Below are 14,588 nucleotides of genomic sequence, written 5' to 3' on the forward strand. Positions count from 1 at the left end.
TCTCCTTTAGTATTCTTTAAGAAAATTGGCTTATACTATCCTCAAGCTATAAATAGCCCAATTCTTTTTCATATAATCTCCTAGAAATAGTCAGTCCTTTGGGCTGGCTATTTCGTTTGTTCTTGCTCAAGTTCTTCCATTTTTTGGATAATCAGTTGAGCTACGTCTTTGGCAGAAAGATGGGTATTATTAATTTTGAGATAATGGTCAAGTTGCTTCGGCGCAAATTCTGGATTAAAGTTTGCAAACTTCATTGTATCTAAAATATCTTTTTCAGACCACTCAATATTTCTTTTCCAAGGTTTATGTTGCAAACGATTTTCGGTCACATTTCTTCTTAAACGTTCTTGCAGCTCTGTTTCCAATTCAATAAATAGAACAGCTTGATTCCTACTGTGATAAATCTCTTGAATATTCTCTAAAAAAGAAATATCTGCTGGATCATTAAAGTCAATAACAACTGTAAAAATCAAACCCAAATCAGTTTTCGCAGAGGTTTCAAAAAACTTCATACGAATATCATTAATAAGTTCTCTCGCTTCGTCAGACATTGGAAAAAATTTTGTTACGAAATCGATTGATTCATGATTATGAAACAAAACCAAATCAGTTAATTTCTCAACTTCCTGCCCAACGGTCATCTTGCCAGAAGCTTGTGCTCCAATAATAATTAGATTCATCTTGCCTCCCCCACCAACTCTATCTTAATCCCGTCCGGATCTTCCAAATAGAGTGCATAGTGGTCTGGTCCTCCTGCATGTGGATAGCGGTCGTCGTAGAGCAGTTTGACTCGTCTGGTCAAAAATTCCTTCCGCCATTGGTCAACATCATCAGGTGTTCCCGCATGAAAGGCTAGATGATTGAGACCTGTACGGCACCGGTGATAACCTGCCTCTAGGAAATCCTGTGGCGTTTGGACAAAGACAAGGTACTGCTCTGCTTTTTTATAAGATAGGCCTTCCTCCCACTCCTGATAGAGCGAATAGCCCAGCTTGGTCAGGAGAAAGTCGTAAAATGCACGCGAAGTTTCCAAGTCAGAAACGTAAATTTCAACATGATGTAGCATATTTCTCCTCTCCAAATGAAAATCCCTGCCTAGACTTGCTAGACAGGGACGAAGTTATTCCGCGGTACCACCCTTGTTCAGATAGATTATCTGCACTTTGCTTATTCGATTCACATCATCAGCAACCAGTTTTGACATTTGTGCGGATTTCTCAGTACCACCGCTTCCTGTGACAAATGGGGCTCAAAACACCTCTGATTGGCTTTATTGTAACAAATTGCACCTTGAAAAGCAAGGGATTTAAGCTTTCAACTCAATCCCTTTTTCTTTCAATTGCTTGATAGTTGCAGGACCAATGCCTTTAAGAGCCAAGAGCTCTTTTTCTGTATGGTTTGCAAAATCAGCCACAGATTGAATACCTGCTTCGTAAAAGGTTTCCAAACGTGCTGCCGCAATGCCTTCCAACTCAGGAAGTGCCAAAAAGTCTTCCAATGAAGTCGCTGAAGAAGTCACCTCTGCAACAGCTTCTTTCACTTGTTCAACAGCATGCTCTACTACAGCCTCAGCCTTGTGAGCAACTGTCTCTACTACCTCTGCTGCTCTTTCAAGACCTACACGACCTGCACGTTTCAAGTCTGCTAATTGTTTTTTCAATTGTTTTTTTCGATTTACTTTTTTCTTTGCCATTTTTCATCTCTCTCCTGTCTGATTAATAATGCCTTTGACCAAACAACTCATCTGGTAAATCATGAAAACCTTTGCCAGCATGGTAGTTGGCAAATTTCCCTTGAATGAATCGATAGGCATCCAGCTTGCTCTCATAACGAATATAAGCATCCGCTGCACGCTCATCTTTGTCTTCTTCCAAGACACGACGACTTTCTTCAACCGCCATTTCGTTTACCATGACCTGAGTGTTGACCCAAGCTTCAAATTCTTTTAAAAATTCTTGTTCTTTTGTCATTATTTTCCTCTTTCGCCTGCTTCGATTGAAACACACCGGTTTATTATACCATATTTTCTAGAAAACACAAGAAAACCCTAACTGTAACACAGTTAGAGTCCCCATTTTTTTACCAAGTAAAACGATAGGTCGTTTTAGACAGAAATTCTTCTCCTTGTTCTAACAAAATCGAACCAAATCCATCGACATTGCACGCATTCGGCAAGGCCTGACACTCTAAACTAAAGACACCGTGGTAACAGGCCAAAGCTTCAACAGGAAAATTATATGTATAAATAACGACCGCAGGCTGGTTGGTTTTGACACTGAGTCCAATTTTCCCATCTGGACTCAAAACTTCTACCGGAATATCCACCTCTTCCAATAACCATGGGTGGTCATAGCCTTTTACCAATACATTTTGAGGATATTGGCTATCAAATCCCTGAGCAAAAGGCGCAAAATCTCTAAAATCAAACGGCGTCCCTGTCACATCTTCTAAGACACCCGTTGGCAGGTTATCCTCCCCAAGCGGAGCATAGTGATTGGCAGCAATTTTAATACGGTGCTCGGCAACTGACCGTTGAAAATCACCAGTCAAGTTGAAATAGATATGGTTGGTCGGATTAAAAATCGTATCCTTATCCGATACAGCCTGGTAGTCAACTGTCAATTCATTTTTATCCGTCAAACAATAAATAGCCTTGACCCTCACATCACCAGGAAAGCCATTAAAACCATCTTTTAGGACCATACCAAAGGTCACTTGATTTCTCTCATGGTCTAGCTCAACGTCCCAGTACTGCTCATTTGCCGTGTCAACCCCACCGTGTAGAGTCCTACCAGGTTCATTTTCTGTGAAATGGTAGCTTGTTCCCTTTATCTCAGCTTGGGCACCTGAAATACGCCCCGCTACTGGGATAATTGTTGAACCAGGATACAAATCTGTCTTGCGGTAATCTTCATCCGACTTAGCCGCCAAACTGACATTTCGTAAACCGCCATTTTCTTCTACTGGCAGAAGCACTTCTACCACTCTAGCTCCAAAATCCGTCAAGGTTACCTGCATCCCATTCTTGTTTTCCAAGCAATACAGTTTTGCTTTTTCACCAAATGTTTTTACTTCAATCATTTCTTTTCCTCATAAGCCAAATGGGAGTGGGAAAGAACTCGACTAGTCTAAAAAGAGTTCGTCAACAAGTCTTTATTTCTAGTTGTTGAGCTGAAACAGTCTATCCCCAGACTGTTTCACTCCCATCCCCGCACAGCTCAAACTGTCTGGGAGACAGTTTGAGGTTGGAGATAAAGCGAACTTTGTTCGCAACAGTCGTAATGGTCAGATTGGGAGTGGGAAACACGAACAAATCTGCCAATCAACCACTGCGCTGAGATGTTGACTCGAACTCTGAGAAGCGAGGCTGGACTTTCTGCCCAGCCTCAGGATACTTAAAGCCTATCAACTATAGAACATTTTATAATTAACGAAAATCAAATCCGTCTGTAACAATCGGCTGAGTTAGCCTCACTCTCTTATTTCTAGGCTCGGGCTGAAAAACTCCACTGGAGTTACCTCGCTCTCCCGTTTCTAGGATCAGGCTGTCTTTGGTCACTCTTTCATTTCAAGGTGACCAGTTGAAACAGTTCCCCAAACTGTTTCAACTTCCCTGACTGTCTCACTCATCGTCATCTTCATCACTTGTTAATAGGCTATTGACATGAACTAGGTTGCTTGTCCCAAATTCGACATAGTCTACAGCTTCGCCAAGCAGGGCGCCGTTCAAGAACCCGATAACCATTGGCATGTTCATACCTGCATAGAGGTCAAACTGCCCACCTTCAATCAATTTTCGTGATACGACGTTGGCTGGTGTACCGCCCAACAAGTCTGCGAAGACAACAAAGTCATCTAGATTAGCAATTGTTTCTTCAAATTTTTTCTGGAAGTCTTCTGGACCTTCTTCTGGTAATAAAGCTACTGTATAGATGTCCTCTTGAGGACCCATAATCATTTCAGTAGATTTTTTCAACTCCTCGCAGAAGATACCATGACTTACTAATACTAAACTTCTGGTCATTATGCCATACCAAATGCGAAGTGACCGATTGCTGACAAGCAAAGAGCAAGCGCAATGATGATTAAGATAGCCTTGGTAGAGGTCATACCTTTACGACCGAGCAACCAGAATACAAAACCTGTAAAGACAGCTGGAACAAGGCGAGGGAAGATTGTGTTGAGCAAGTCTTGAATGTCAATCACTTTCTCACCTACAGTTGGAGCCCAAGTCACTTCAAAGTTAATCATAGTTGCAATCAAGGCACCCATCATGAAGACACCCATGACTGAAGCAGCATCAACAAGAGCTGTCAAGCGATCGCGCATGGTTGTAATCAACTTAGTACCTTCTTTGTAGGCAACTTCCAACTGTTTCCAACGGAAGATGTCATAAACCACTGCTACTGCTACCCAAAGGAAGATACCCCAAGGCTGACCTTGAGCCGCCATAGTCGCTGCAACAGTACCCATGATAGCTGGTACCAATGAACCAAAGATTGAGTCACCAATTGGGGCAAATGGTCCCATCAAACCAGTCTTGATACCGTTAACCGCATCTTTAGAAGCCACACCGTCACTTTCTTCAAGTGCCAAGTCAATACCTGTGATGATGGTATGGAAAAATGGTGAAGTATTGAAGAACTGAGTATGCAATTTCATCATTTCCTTCAACTCAGGAGTACCATCTCCATACATTTTACGCAATTGTGGCAAAATCATGTAGAGGTAGCCAGATGCCTGCATCCGCTCATAGTTCCAACCAAGTTGGAAAGTGAACAAGCTACGTTTGTTGATTTGATTAAAATCTTCTTTTGTTAATTTGTAATTAGATTTCGTCATCTTCAATTTCCCCACTTTCTGAATTTGATGGAGCAACCACAGTTACTTTTTGGCTATTTTTGAAGTGAAGCACTGAAAGGAATGCACCCACAATAGCGATACCAATCATTGACAAACCTTTGAAGTTATTGACAAAGCTTACGCCTGCATCTTCAGGAAGAGTGCCAACGATACCAGCAACTGCACCACCCAAAGCTGATACGTTACCGTAAAGAACAGTCAACATAGCTGTAAGAGCGAAACCTACCGCCAAGTAGTGAAGGTTACGTTTAAGTGGAAGATAGTGAAGCAAGATTGCAAAACCAAGACCTGGAAGCATACGAGCTGCAAGCGTCAAACCGTTGGCAATCCATTGGTATTGTTCAATAGTCTTAACCATTGCATCTACAAACTCACCACCAAAAGCAAGGGCAAGGAAAACTGGAAATGCACGAGAAAGTGCCCAAGGAATTGCACCAAGCAGATAGTTGCGTTCGATACCAGCGTAGTCAAAGCGTTCAATCGCCGCATCTACACGGTGTGCAAAGAAAGTAGTTGAGAAACGACCAGCAATATCTGTATAAACAAGAAGTGCTGCTACTGGAACTGCGATAGTAGCTACTGCAAGTTCAGGGTCAATACCTTGTGATACAGAGAAGGCTGTTGCCAATACCGCACCAGATGTTGCATCAATACGTGACGCACCACCAAATGTACCTACACCAAGCACCATCAACTGCAAGCTGGCACCAATTGCCAAACCTGTTGTCATATCGCCCATGATTAAACCAGTGATAAACCCTGCAAAGACTGGTGAACCTGCTGACGATACAATTGTCAGCTCGTCACAAATCTGGTAAGCAGAGTAGAGCGTTAGAAGTAATATTTGCCACCATTGCATAATAGTGATCCTCCTTTAAATTTTTCAAAAATATCCAAATGTTATCTAACCTTATCCAATAATGGCATAAAGTCTTTTGGTGAATCGCCAGGTACCATTTGTGCAAATAATTTTACACCCTTAGCCGCCAAGGCATCAAAATCTGCAATATCCTTATCTACAACGTTAATAGAACGAGTTACAGAACGAGTTTCCGGAGTTTGAGACATATTCCCTACGTTCAACTCAGGGAGCTCAACCCCATACTCTACCAAGCGAAGGAAGTTTTCTGGACGACGAGCAACAATCAAGAGACGTTGACTATCATACTTGCCCTCCTTAATATTATTAGCAGCCTTTTCAATCGGTAAAATCGATAATTTTACGCCTGGAGGACATGCTAATTTCAGTCCTTGTTTTTCAATGTCATTTTGAGCAACAGCATCATCGATAACCATGATACGACCGATGTTCAATTTCGTCGTCCATAAGTTAGCAACCTGACCGTGGATCAAACGACCATCAATACGCGTAGCAATAATTGCCATACAGTGTTCTCCTTTTCTTCATAAATCTTTTAGGCAGAAACCGATTAAAATTTCTACAAGTCTTTTATAACGGGTCTTTGTGAAAAATGAATCTTCTCTCTATATTTTCCTTCTGTCTCGAAGACAATTATTTCATTCGCTCCTTTCTTTAAGTATCCTTTTGGAATATAGAGATAGAGGATTGGCCCTTTTTCCCAAAAACGTCCAATATTTACATTATTAACGAAAACAACTCCCTTACCAAAACCTGTCATGTCTAAGTAAGTATCCGCAAGTTCATCCAGTTCAAACTGATAACGATAGAAAGCAGCTTGACCTTCCTCCCAGCCCTTACTAAAATCCAAGTCCTCAACTGACTCAAGATGCAAAGGATAGGTTTCCCAATGACCAATAAAATGTAAATCAGCCATCGCACCTCGACCAAGCCCTTTAGACTGGGTAGGAGCCGTTAGTTTGTGCCCATAGTTGACACGTCCCATATTTTCTACCAAAATATCTAATTTTAGCTTGTCATCTTTAAAATCCAATTCAACATCGTCACCAATCTCAGTCTGATACTGAGTTGCAACGAATTTTCCATCTGCATAAATTTGGATACGGTCACGCGCATCAACCACTCGGAAACGTTCCGCTTCTGTCTTATCCCGCTCCAGCTCTGTTCTATATAAAATATAACCTGTTGACTGATCAAGTTCTTCCATATTCTTAGGATAAAACCCTTTCACGCAATCGCTTACATTTTCTAGAGTAGCAAATAAACTCACCTTACCATGAAGCGACACATCTGAAAAAGCTTTTGCCTCTTTTACAAGCGGTTCTGCATACTCTAATTCAGGATAGACTTCTTTCAAACGTTGTTGCAAAAGATAAAACTTCTTAGTAGGATTTCCAGCTTCATCCAATATAGCATCATAATCATAAGAAGTTACCTGAGGCAAATCAATTTGACCACGAGCAGAGCAACCATTCATGAAACCAAAATTTGTTCCACCATGGAACATGTACAGATTCAAGGAGCCCAATTCGATACATTCCATAACCGAATCAACCATTTCCTCCGGCTCTCTACGAATAATTTCATCGCCCCAACGATTGAACCAACCATCCCAAAATTCCATACACATGAGTGGCCAATTCTTCTGATGTTCATTAAAGAATGCCGTCATATTTGCAAAATTCTCTCTAGCTTTAGAACCAAAGTTTCCTGTTACAAATACATCATCCTCTATCAGTGTTCCTGCACGTAATGTTGCTCGCCAAGAACCGTCCGAGGTAAACAAGGGAGCAGTTAGACCATGTTTACGCATCAAGCCAGCCACCGATCTTAGATACTCCTTCTCCTCACCATAAGAGCCATACTCATTTTCCACTTGGAACATAAGTACATTCCCACCCTGTGCGAGTTGGAGCTTGGCCAATTTAGGAATAAGAGAAGCGTAATATTCATCTAAGTGCTGCAAGTACACCGAATCACTCGAACGTACTCTAAGCTCTTCCTTCATCAACCAAGCAGGGAGACCACCCCATTCCCACTCAGCACAAATATAGGGGGAAGGACGTACAATTGCATAAAGCCCTAATTCTTGAGCCAATTTCAAAAATCGCTCAATATCCAATATACCCTCGTAACAAAATTCACCCTTTCGAGGCTCATGCATATTCCAAGGGACATAAGTTTCAACCGTATTAAAACCAAGGGCCTTTAAGTTATACAAAGAATGGTACCAATCATCAGGATGGACACGAAAATAATGAATCGCTCCTGATAAAATCTTAAAGGGTTCACCGTTCAAATAAAATTGGTCTCCAATATAAAATTCTTTCATTTCTTCCTCCGATGCAACCGCTTACCTTTCTATTAATATACTAACACTTCTTTGTGGTTATGTCCAGTACTTTTTAAAAAATTTTTTACCATTTTTATAAAGTGAAAAAGTATATTTTTGTGGGTATTTTAGCTATATTTTTTGATTTTCATCAACTAATTTAGTATAATAAGCTGTGGAAAGGAAGGAAATAAGTATGAAAATACCGAAGTACCAACTTATACAAAACGACTTACGCCAACAGATTGTTTCTGGCAAATTTGAAAATGGCGACAAATTTTACACAGAATCTGAATTAACAAAACTATTTAATGTTAGCTCCATTACCGTTATCCGTGCAGTAAACGAACTAGTTAAAGACGGCTACCTCGTTCGCCAACAAGGTAAAGGAACCTTTGTATCTCGTTCACGCAAAGGGCGTCTTGTAGAATTTTCTGATATTGAGATTTTTCCTATGGATAAGGATAAGGTTACTGTTCTCTCGTGCGAAAAAGGCAATAAACCCGATATCCTTGAAAAACTAAATCTTGACAAGAATGAGTTTTATTATAAAATTGTACGCGTCCGCGCAGCAGAAGACACTCCATACATCTTCCACAATTCATACATCCCTCAACGATATATCCAGAATCCAGATGCTCCACTCGAGCACTATCAATCAATCTATCAACGCTTCAAACTGGACTACAATATCCACATGTCCGAGGAACCATTTGTAGAAACGAATGAAATTGTCAGCCCATGTCCAAAAGAGGTTGCCACTCATTTGAAATTAAAAGCGACTGAACCAGCTGTACTACAAAACAAAACAACTACTAACAGTACTAGCGGTGAAGTGATGGAATATACTGAAACTTACAAACACTGGAAGTATTACAAATTTGAAATTACAGCCAATCATCGCTAAAAAAACGCAGACTAACGTCCGCGTTTTTTTCATATCCAATAACAATCAAAAGTAGCCTAGGAAATAAAGCCGAAGATAGAACTGGATTTCATCAAGGCTCTTGACAACGAATAATTTTGATTTTCGAAGAGTATTAATTCTAATATCCCCGTTGATGGGTAATCTTGTAACGAAACTGGTCCGCTCTAGCAATACTAAACGTAAACTCGATAATTCTATTCTTATCATTATAGGTTTTTCTTACCAAATGAAGCACTGGACTATTGCTTGGAATTCCGAGTATCTTAGCTTCATTATCCAAAGCAATACTTGCATAGAACTCTTCTTCTGCCAAACGAATCACCTGATGATAATCCTCTGAAAAAATTTCATACAAGGGAGTTGACTTCATTCGCTGAGCAGCTAATCCAGGAAATAGCGAGGCAGGAACATATGTCCTTTCCAGCATCATCGGAATCTCATCGGCAAGTCTCAAACGTTCAACTTCAAACACTTCCTCACCCTGACTAAGTTGTAGATGTTGCGCAATATAGTCCGACGCCTTAACCAATTCAAAGGATAAAATAGATGTCCTCGGTACTTTCCCAATTTTTTTCATTTGCTCAGTAAAACTATAGGCCTGAGACAAATCAACTGCAGTATCTGAAATCTCAGATACATAGGTTCCCTTACCATGCTTCTTATAGACTAAGCCACGTTTTTCCAATTCTTGCAAAGCCAAACGAACTGTAATACGACTGACACCATAAACCTGTGTCAACTCACGCTCTGAAAATAACTTGTCATTCGGAGCCATCCTCTCACGAATTGCAACTTCCAATTCATCAACCAACTGCAAATAGAGAGGTTTTTCAACAGTTTGACTAACCATAGACTCCTCCTTTCTAACCCACATAAGCTTACAAATCTATTTTACACCAAATTTCATATATTAACAACATCTTGGGTGATAAAATACCATCTCTTCAAGCTAAAGCAAGGTTACCTCGTCTGGCAAAGTAATGGTCTCTTTTCCCTGCTTGTCCATTACCAAGATTGTTGAGGGATAAAAAGGATCAAAACGACTATCTAAATCTACAGCCAGTACATTTTTATAACCTTCCTGCGAAAAGACCAGCGTCATCTTACCACGACGATTTTTGATAGAAAAACGGATTACATTTTTCAAAGGAATAACTCCTTTTAAGTAGTGATCAATAACATACCAGAAACTATCAATCACTTCCCCGGGAAGCGAGGTCACAACTCCAAAACTTGCATAGCGCCCATTTGTTTGCTCAAAGGCCATAAGCCCCTCCTTTACAATAAGAAAAAAGCCTGTAAAACAGGATTTTCTTTTCTAACTTTATCTACTTCTCAGTTCTAAATAGCGTTTGTACCAGATATTAACGTAGGCTGGAGAGAATGGTCCACGCTGGTTATTAATCCAATCAACCAGTATCTTGACATTTTCCTTCAAAATAAAATCAATATCATCCGAATACTTCATCGCCTTACGATGACGCTCATATTCATCCACGTCCAGCAGTCTCTTTTCACCATCAGCAAAGACCTTAACATCTAGGTCATAATCAATGTATTTGAGTGCCTCATTGTCAAGAACATATGGACTAGCAAGGTTACAATAATAGGAAACTCCGTTTTCACGAATCATTGCAATGATATTGAACCAGTATTTTTTATGAAAATAAACGATTGCTGGTTCTCTTGTTACCCAACGCCTACCATCATTTTCAGTCACTAAGGTATGATTATTGACTCCAATAATAGCATTTTCCGTTGTTTTTAATACCATGGTGTCACGCCAAGTGCGATGAATTTCACCGTCATGCTTATAACTTTGAATTGTAATAAAGTCGCCTTCCTTTGGTAATTTCACTTTGTTACCAACTTTCTACAATTACAATTTATCTTGACTATTATATCATATTTTTCTAACCTAGGCTAAATTTTTTCACAGATAATCACGAAGGACAGTCTGAATCCGATCAAAGTCATAACCCCTTCGAGCTAAAGCCTGTATCAACCTTTGCTTCAATTCATAGCCTTCATATTTACGACTATATTTTCTATACTGCTTATCCAATTCCTTGGCGATTAAATCATCTTCATTTTCCTCATCAGCCACAAGTTCCAACTGACCCAGGCTTTGTTTGGCCGTCTCATAAGAAAAACCCTTGCCCATCAATCCCTGTACAACTTTATCTTGCAAAGCTCGAAGAGGCAACTTTCTTTGGTATCTACCCACCAATTTCTCCCCAATCTTCCCAGCAAGCTCTGAAAAATCTTCCTCAGCCAGCCTTTTATCAATCAGCGGTTTAGGAATTCCTTTCTGCATCAACTTCTGACGAATCATAGCTGGTCCCTTATCTCCATTTAGAGCATTCTGACGAACATAGCTATCAACATAATTCCCATCGTCCAGCCATTTTTCCTCTTCTAATACCGTCACAATCTTGACAATATTGTTTTCTTCAATTTCATATTTTTTTAGATAATCACTAACTTCTTTTTTGGTACGTTGCTTGAAGGAAAGGTAATAAAGTGCTAGATTTTTCCCATAAGAAAACTGAGCAAAATCGCGAAGCTCACGAAACTCCTGCTCCGTGATTTCCTTTCCCTTACTAAGCATGAAGCGAACAATTGTGTCTTCCGTAATATACAAACTATCCTGACCATCCACTTCAAGTAAATAAAGATGTTTCTTCTTTTCAATTTTTGTAATTCTCATTCTTTCATTATACAGGATTTTTCGGTAAAATAATAATATGAATCTACAAGTAAACCAACGAATCCCCTTAAAAATCAAACGAATGGGCATCAACGGAGAAGGCATCGGATTTTATCAAAAAACGCTAGTCTTTGTCCCTGGTGCCCTTAAGGGGGAAGAAATTTTTTGTCAAATTACCTCAGTCAAACGAAATTTCGTTGAAGCAAAATTGTTAAAAATCAACAAGGAATCAAAATTCCGTGTCAAGCCTGCCTGTGACATCTATCAAGCCTGTGGTGGTTGTCAAATCATGCACCTCCGCTATGATAAACAATTAGACTTCAAACAAGATCTCTTGCAGCAGGCCCTAAAAAAGTTCAAACCAGCTGGCTACGAAAACTACACTATTTATCCAACAATCGGTATGGATAAGCCTAGTCACTATCGTGCCAAATTACAGTTCCAGACTCGATCTTTCAAAGATCAAGTCAAGGCCGGTCTCTATGCAGAAAATTCCCATCGCTTGATTGGAATTACGAATTGTTACGTCCAAGATGCCGAAACACAAGAGATTATCAACGGAATCGCAAAGCTACTCACCAAGCACCGTATTCCTATTTACAATGAGCGCAAGCAACATGGAATCCGCACGGTTATGGTCCGCAAGGCTCGAAAAACAGGCCAAGTTCAAGTGATCTTTATCACCTCTTGTCAGGTTAATCTTACTAAATTAATTGATGAACTCACCAGTCAATTTCCAAGTATAATCACTATTGCTCTAAACTGGAATAGACAGAAAACGAGTGATATTTATGGTGAAAAAACAGAAATTTTATGGGGAGAACAAGCTATCGATGAGGCTGTTTTAGATTACGAATTTTCACTATCTCCACGGGCATTTTACCAACTAAATCCCCAACAAACAGAAATTCTCTACGGCGAGGCCGTCAAGGCTTTGGATATTTCAGGAGATGAAGACTTGATTGATGCCTACTGTGGCGTGGGCACAATCGGCTTCGCCTTTGCAAAAAAGGTCAAATCTGTTCGAGGTATGGACATTATTCCAGAAGCCATCGAGGATGCTAAAGCAAACGCTAAGCGAATGGGACTATCCAATACCCACTATGAAGCAGGTAAAGCAGAAGAAATCATTCCAAAGTGGTACCAAGAAGGCTACAGGGCCGAGGCCTTGGTAGTTGATCCTCCACGAACTGGACTCGATGAAAAGCTCCTCAAAACCATTTTGGATTACAAACCAGCTAAAATGGTTTACGTATCCTGCAACGTCTCCACTCTTGCAAGGGACCTTGTTGAGCTAAGCAAAGCCTACAAGGTAGAATACATTCAATCTGTCGACATGTTTCCCCACACAGCACGGACCGAGGCGGTTGTTAAACTAAGCAAAAAATGAAAGGCACTGTAAGACTATGACGGGTAAACCCACTCTGGTCATACAGAGCCTTTTTGAGTGTAGAAAAAAGTCCCCTATGACCTACACTGAAAAACAACAAAACTCACATTTTCAAACGCCATACTGGAAGCTACCAATAATCTCATCAAAGTCATTAAAAGAAATACCTTTGGATTCAGGAAGATGAAAACTATAAAAACCGATTTTGATGCTTTGAACAGTGAAAAGGGCTGGGAATAGCCCTTTTCAGCTTATCTCCTGAAAATAGGAAAGAGATAAAGAAAGAGAGAACGAAGTTCGTCCTCTCTAGGTCTTAGCTTTTCATCTACCCACTACAGTTGACAAAGAGCCCAATAATCGGGAAGACAGGATTCGAACCTGCGACACCTTGGTCCCAAACCAAGTACTCTACCAAGCTGAGCTACTTCCCGATACTATTAAAAATAAAGCTCCCCTAACGTCTCCATTAAGCGAGTGATGCACCCTAGAGGATTCGAACCTCTAACCGCCTGATTCGTAGTCAGGTACTCTATCCAGTTGAGCTAAGGGTGCTAACTATTATAAGCTTCATGCCGAGGACCGGAATCGAACCGGTACGATGTTGCCATCGCAGGATTTTAAGTCCTGTGCGTCTGCCAGTTCCGCCACCCCGGCCTCTCAAAGCGAACGACGGGATTCGAACCCGCGACCCCCACCTTGGCAAGGTGGTGTTCTACCACTGAACTACGTTCGCAATCTTTCCTAATGCCGGCTACATGACTTGAACACGCGACCCTCTGATTACAAATCAGATGCTCTACCAACTGAGCTAAGCCGGCCTATTTCTATTCTATGCGGGTTAAGGGACTTGAACCCCCACGCCCGAAAGCGCCAGATCCTAAATCTGGTGCGTCTGCCAATTCCGCCAAACCCGCATATGACTCGTGCTGGGCTCGAACCAGCGACCCATTGATTAAAAGTCAATTGCTCTACCAACTGAGCTAACGAGTCTTGTCTCTTTTCTAAGAAGACGTAAGCTATGCTTACTTCATACAAACTTCAAAATGTCTACTAGACATCTCGAACGGTCCCGACGGGAATCGAACCCGCGATCTTCGCCGTGACAGGGCGACGTGATAACCGCTACACTACGGGACCTATCTGTACTCAAGCTAAAATCCTAGTGAAAAAGATAAACTTCCTAGAGTCATTGACTCTGCGTCAGTTTCCTATTTCCATACGGATTTCTTAACGCTTTTAGTAACATGATATGGGAGTTAACGGGATCGAACCGCTGACCCTCTGCTTGTAAGGCAGATGCTCTCCCAGCTGAGCTAAACTCCCAATTTGCTAAGCGACTACCGTATCTAACAGGGGGCAACCCCCAACTACTTCAGGCGTTCTAGGGCTTAACTGCTGTGTTCGGCATGGGTACAGGTGTATCTCCTAGGCTATCGTCACTTAACTACTGAGTCTTGTCAACTCAAAATTGAATATCTATATTCT

The 14,588-nt window shown here is 40.9% G+C and carries 16 protein-coding genes, 9 tRNA genes, 1 rRNA gene and 1 pseudogene; 3 read left to right on the plus strand and 24 right to left on the minus strand.

Going from position 1 to position 14,588, the window contains the following annotated elements; genetic code table 11:
• Window positions 1–107: 107 nt before the first annotated feature.
• From ODU45_RS07170 to ODU45_RS07215, 10 genes are all read right to left on the minus strand, one after another.
• On the minus strand, window positions 108–680 hold the full coding sequence (locus tag ODU45_RS07170) for a shikimate kinase (protein ID WP_398581042.1): 573 nt from the start codon (window positions 678–680) through the stop codon (window positions 108–110).
• On the minus strand, window positions 677–1,066 hold the full coding sequence (locus ODU45_RS07175; protein WP_248021523.1) for a VOC family protein: 390 nt from the start codon (window positions 1,064–1,066) through the stop codon (window positions 677–679). The genes ODU45_RS07170 and ODU45_RS07175 overlap by 4 nt, the downstream gene beginning before the upstream one ends.
• A 240-nt stretch (window positions 1,067–1,306) precedes the next feature.
• A complete protein-coding gene (locus ODU45_RS07180) occupies window positions 1,307–1,693 on the minus strand; it encodes a helix-hairpin-helix domain-containing protein (protein ID WP_398581043.1) in 387 nt (128 codons plus the stop codon).
• 22 nt (window positions 1,694–1,715) lie between these two features.
• On the minus strand, window positions 1,716–1,970 hold the full coding sequence (locus tag ODU45_RS07185; RefSeq protein WP_002943432.1) for a DUF1912 family protein: 255 nt from the start codon (window positions 1,968–1,970) through the stop codon (window positions 1,716–1,718).
• 109 nt (window positions 1,971–2,079) lie between these two features.
• Entirely contained in the window at window positions 2,080–3,081 is a 1,002-nt protein-coding gene (locus tag ODU45_RS07190) for an aldose epimerase family protein (RefSeq protein WP_024384353.1), read from the minus strand.
• A 541-nt stretch (window positions 3,082–3,622) separates the two neighbouring features.
• Complete coding sequence (locus ODU45_RS07195; RefSeq protein WP_398581044.1) at window positions 3,623–4,024, minus strand: PTS sugar transporter subunit IIA; 402 nt, start codon at window positions 4,022–4,024, stop codon at window positions 3,623–3,625.
• Window positions 4,024–4,842 carry a PTS system mannose/fructose/sorbose family transporter subunit IID gene (locus ODU45_RS07200; protein WP_024384351.1) on the minus strand — a complete coding sequence of 273 codons (819 nt, stop codon included), beginning with the start codon at window positions 4,840–4,842 and terminating at the stop codon, window positions 4,024–4,026. The genes ODU45_RS07195 and ODU45_RS07200 overlap by 1 nt, the downstream gene beginning before the upstream one ends.
• Complete coding sequence (locus ODU45_RS07205; RefSeq protein WP_053867034.1) at window positions 4,829–5,725, minus strand: PTS mannose/fructose/sorbose/N-acetylgalactosamine transporter subunit IIC; 897 nt, start codon at window positions 5,723–5,725, stop codon at window positions 4,829–4,831. The genes ODU45_RS07200 and ODU45_RS07205 overlap by 14 nt, the downstream gene beginning before the upstream one ends.
• Before the next feature lie 38 nt (window positions 5,726–5,763).
• Window positions 5,764–6,249, minus strand: coding sequence for a PTS sugar transporter subunit IIB (locus ODU45_RS07210; RefSeq protein WP_004194095.1), 486 nt, complete (start codon window positions 6,247–6,249; stop codon window positions 5,764–5,766).
• 53 nt (window positions 6,250–6,302) lie between these two features.
• Complete coding sequence (locus ODU45_RS07215; RefSeq protein ID WP_398581045.1) at window positions 6,303–8,075, minus strand: beta-galactosidase family protein; 1,773 nt, start codon at window positions 8,073–8,075, stop codon at window positions 6,303–6,305.
• A 196-nt stretch (window positions 8,076–8,271) separates the two neighbouring features.
• Here ODU45_RS07215 and ODU45_RS07220 point away from each other — a divergent pair, with 196 nt between their 5' ends.
• On the plus strand, window positions 8,272–8,982 hold the full coding sequence (locus ODU45_RS07220; protein ID WP_105095093.1) for a GntR family transcriptional regulator: 711 nt from the start codon (window positions 8,272–8,274) through the stop codon (window positions 8,980–8,982).
• Between the two features lie 139 nt (window positions 8,983–9,121).
• Here ODU45_RS07220 and ODU45_RS07225 read toward each other — a convergent pair whose 3' ends face one another.
• The 4 genes from ODU45_RS07225 to recX form a co-directional block, all read right to left on the minus strand.
• Window positions 9,122–9,853: a GntR family transcriptional regulator gene (locus ODU45_RS07225; RefSeq protein WP_014735520.1), complete on the minus strand. Its 732-nt coding sequence runs from the start codon at window positions 9,851–9,853 to the stop codon at window positions 9,122–9,124.
• Window positions 9,854–9,952: 99 nt separating this feature from the next.
• Window positions 9,953–10,270 (minus strand): DUF960 domain-containing protein, encoded by a 318-nt coding sequence (locus ODU45_RS07230; RefSeq protein WP_029752740.1) that lies wholly within the window; start codon window positions 10,268–10,270, stop codon window positions 9,953–9,955.
• Window positions 10,271–10,327: 57 nt separating this feature from the next.
• A complete protein-coding gene (locus ODU45_RS07235) occupies window positions 10,328–10,861 on the minus strand; it encodes a DUF402 domain-containing protein (protein ID WP_004194106.1) in 534 nt (177 codons plus the stop codon).
• Between the two features lie 75 nt (window positions 10,862–10,936).
• Window positions 10,937–11,713, minus strand: a complete 777-nt coding sequence (recX, locus tag ODU45_RS07240; RefSeq protein WP_136671846.1) for a recombination regulator RecX — start codon at window positions 11,711–11,713, stop codon at window positions 10,937–10,939.
• A 37-nt stretch (window positions 11,714–11,750) separates the two neighbouring features.
• On the opposite strand from recX, the gene rlmD reads away from it, so the two are divergent.
• Both rlmD and ODU45_RS07250 read left to right on the plus strand, forming a co-directional pair.
• A complete protein-coding gene (rlmD, locus tag ODU45_RS07245; protein WP_105256646.1) occupies window positions 11,751–13,103 on the plus strand; it encodes a 23S rRNA (uracil(1939)-C(5))-methyltransferase RlmD in 1,353 nt (450 codons plus the stop codon).
• A gap of 99 nt (window positions 13,104–13,202) precedes the next feature.
• A pseudogene (locus ODU45_RS07250) lies at window positions 13,203–13,420 on the plus strand (transposase); the annotation flags it as partial.
• A gap of 40 nt (window positions 13,421–13,460) precedes the next feature.
• Here the strand turns inward: ODU45_RS07250 and ODU45_RS07255 are convergent.
• From ODU45_RS07255 to rrf, 10 genes are all read right to left on the minus strand, one after another.
• Window positions 13,461–13,534 (minus strand) — tRNA-Pro (locus ODU45_RS07255).
• Window positions 13,535–13,581: 47 nt separating this feature from the next.
• Window positions 13,582–13,655 (minus strand) — tRNA-Arg (locus ODU45_RS07260).
• An 18-nt stretch (window positions 13,656–13,673) separates the two neighbouring features.
• Window positions 13,674–13,757 (minus strand) — tRNA-Leu (locus ODU45_RS07265).
• Window positions 13,758–13,764: 7 nt separating this feature from the next.
• Window positions 13,765–13,836 (minus strand) — tRNA-Gly (locus ODU45_RS07270).
• Window positions 13,837–13,848: 12 nt separating this feature from the next.
• Window positions 13,849–13,921 (minus strand) — tRNA-Thr (locus ODU45_RS07275).
• A gap of 14 nt (window positions 13,922–13,935) precedes the next feature.
• A tRNA-Leu gene (locus tag ODU45_RS07280) sits at window positions 13,936–14,017 on the minus strand.
• Window positions 14,018–14,020: 3 nt separating this feature from the next.
• Window positions 14,021–14,093 (minus strand) — tRNA-Lys (locus ODU45_RS07285).
• A 74-nt stretch (window positions 14,094–14,167) separates the two neighbouring features.
• Window positions 14,168–14,240, minus strand: a tRNA-Asp gene (locus ODU45_RS07290).
• 113 nt (window positions 14,241–14,353) lie between these two features.
• A tRNA-Val gene (locus tag ODU45_RS07295) sits at window positions 14,354–14,426 on the minus strand.
• A gap of 5 nt (window positions 14,427–14,431) precedes the next feature.
• Window positions 14,432–14,547: ribosomal RNA gene (gene rrf, locus ODU45_RS07300) — 5S ribosomal RNA — on the minus strand.
• Between the last annotated feature and the right edge of the window lie 41 nt (window positions 14,548–14,588).

Source organism: Streptococcus sp. 2022WUSS135 (assembly GCF_044427045.1).
Taxonomy (GTDB): domain Bacteria; phylum Bacillota; class Bacilli; order Lactobacillales; family Streptococcaceae; genus Streptococcus; species Streptococcus hashimotonensis.

Excerpts from the sequence above, each read along its gene's own strand:
- ODU45_RS07170 (WP_398581042.1), bottom strand. The coding sequence starts at position 680 with ATGAATCTAATTATTATTGGAGCACAAGCTTCTGGCAAGATGACCGTT.
- ODU45_RS07175 (WP_248021523.1), bottom strand. The coding sequence starts at position 1,066 with ATGCTACATCATGTTGAAATTTACGTTTCTGACTTGGAAACTTCGCGT.
- ODU45_RS07180 (WP_398581043.1), bottom strand. The coding sequence starts at position 1,693 with ATGGCAAAGAAAAAAGTAAATCGAAAAAAACAATTGAAAAAACAATTA.
- ODU45_RS07185 (WP_002943432.1), bottom strand. The coding sequence starts at position 1,970 with ATGACAAAAGAACAAGAATTTTTAAAAGAATTTGAAGCTTGGGTCAAC.
- ODU45_RS07190 (WP_024384353.1), bottom strand. The coding sequence starts at position 3,081 with ATGATTGAAGTAAAAACATTTGGTGAAAAAGCAAAACTGTATTGCTTG.
- ODU45_RS07195 (WP_398581044.1), bottom strand. The coding sequence starts at position 4,024 with ATGACCAGAAGTTTAGTATTAGTAAGTCATGGTATCTTCTGCGAGGAG.
- ODU45_RS07200 (WP_024384351.1), bottom strand. The coding sequence starts at position 4,842 with ATGACGAAATCTAATTACAAATTAACAAAAGAAGATTTTAATCAAATC.
- ODU45_RS07210 (WP_004194095.1), bottom strand. The coding sequence starts at position 6,249 with ATGGCAATTATTGCTACGCGTATTGATGGTCGTTTGATCCACGGTCAG.
- ODU45_RS07215 (WP_398581045.1), bottom strand. The coding sequence starts at position 8,075 with ATGAAAGAATTTTATATTGGAGACCAATTTTATTTGAACGGTGAACCC.
- ODU45_RS07220 (WP_105095093.1), top strand. The coding sequence starts at position 8,272 with ATGAAAATACCGAAGTACCAACTTATACAAAACGACTTACGCCAACAG.
- ODU45_RS07225 (WP_014735520.1), bottom strand. The coding sequence starts at position 9,853 with ATGGTTAGTCAAACTGTTGAAAAACCTCTCTATTTGCAGTTGGTTGAT.
- ODU45_RS07230 (WP_029752740.1), bottom strand. The coding sequence starts at position 10,270 with ATGGCCTTTGAGCAAACAAATGGGCGCTATGCAAGTTTTGGAGTTGTG.
- recX (WP_136671846.1), bottom strand. The coding sequence starts at position 11,713 with ATGAGAATTACAAAAATTGAAAAGAAGAAACATCTTTATTTACTTGAA.
- rlmD (WP_105256646.1), top strand. The coding sequence starts at position 11,751 with ATGAATCTACAAGTAAACCAACGAATCCCCTTAAAAATCAAACGAATG.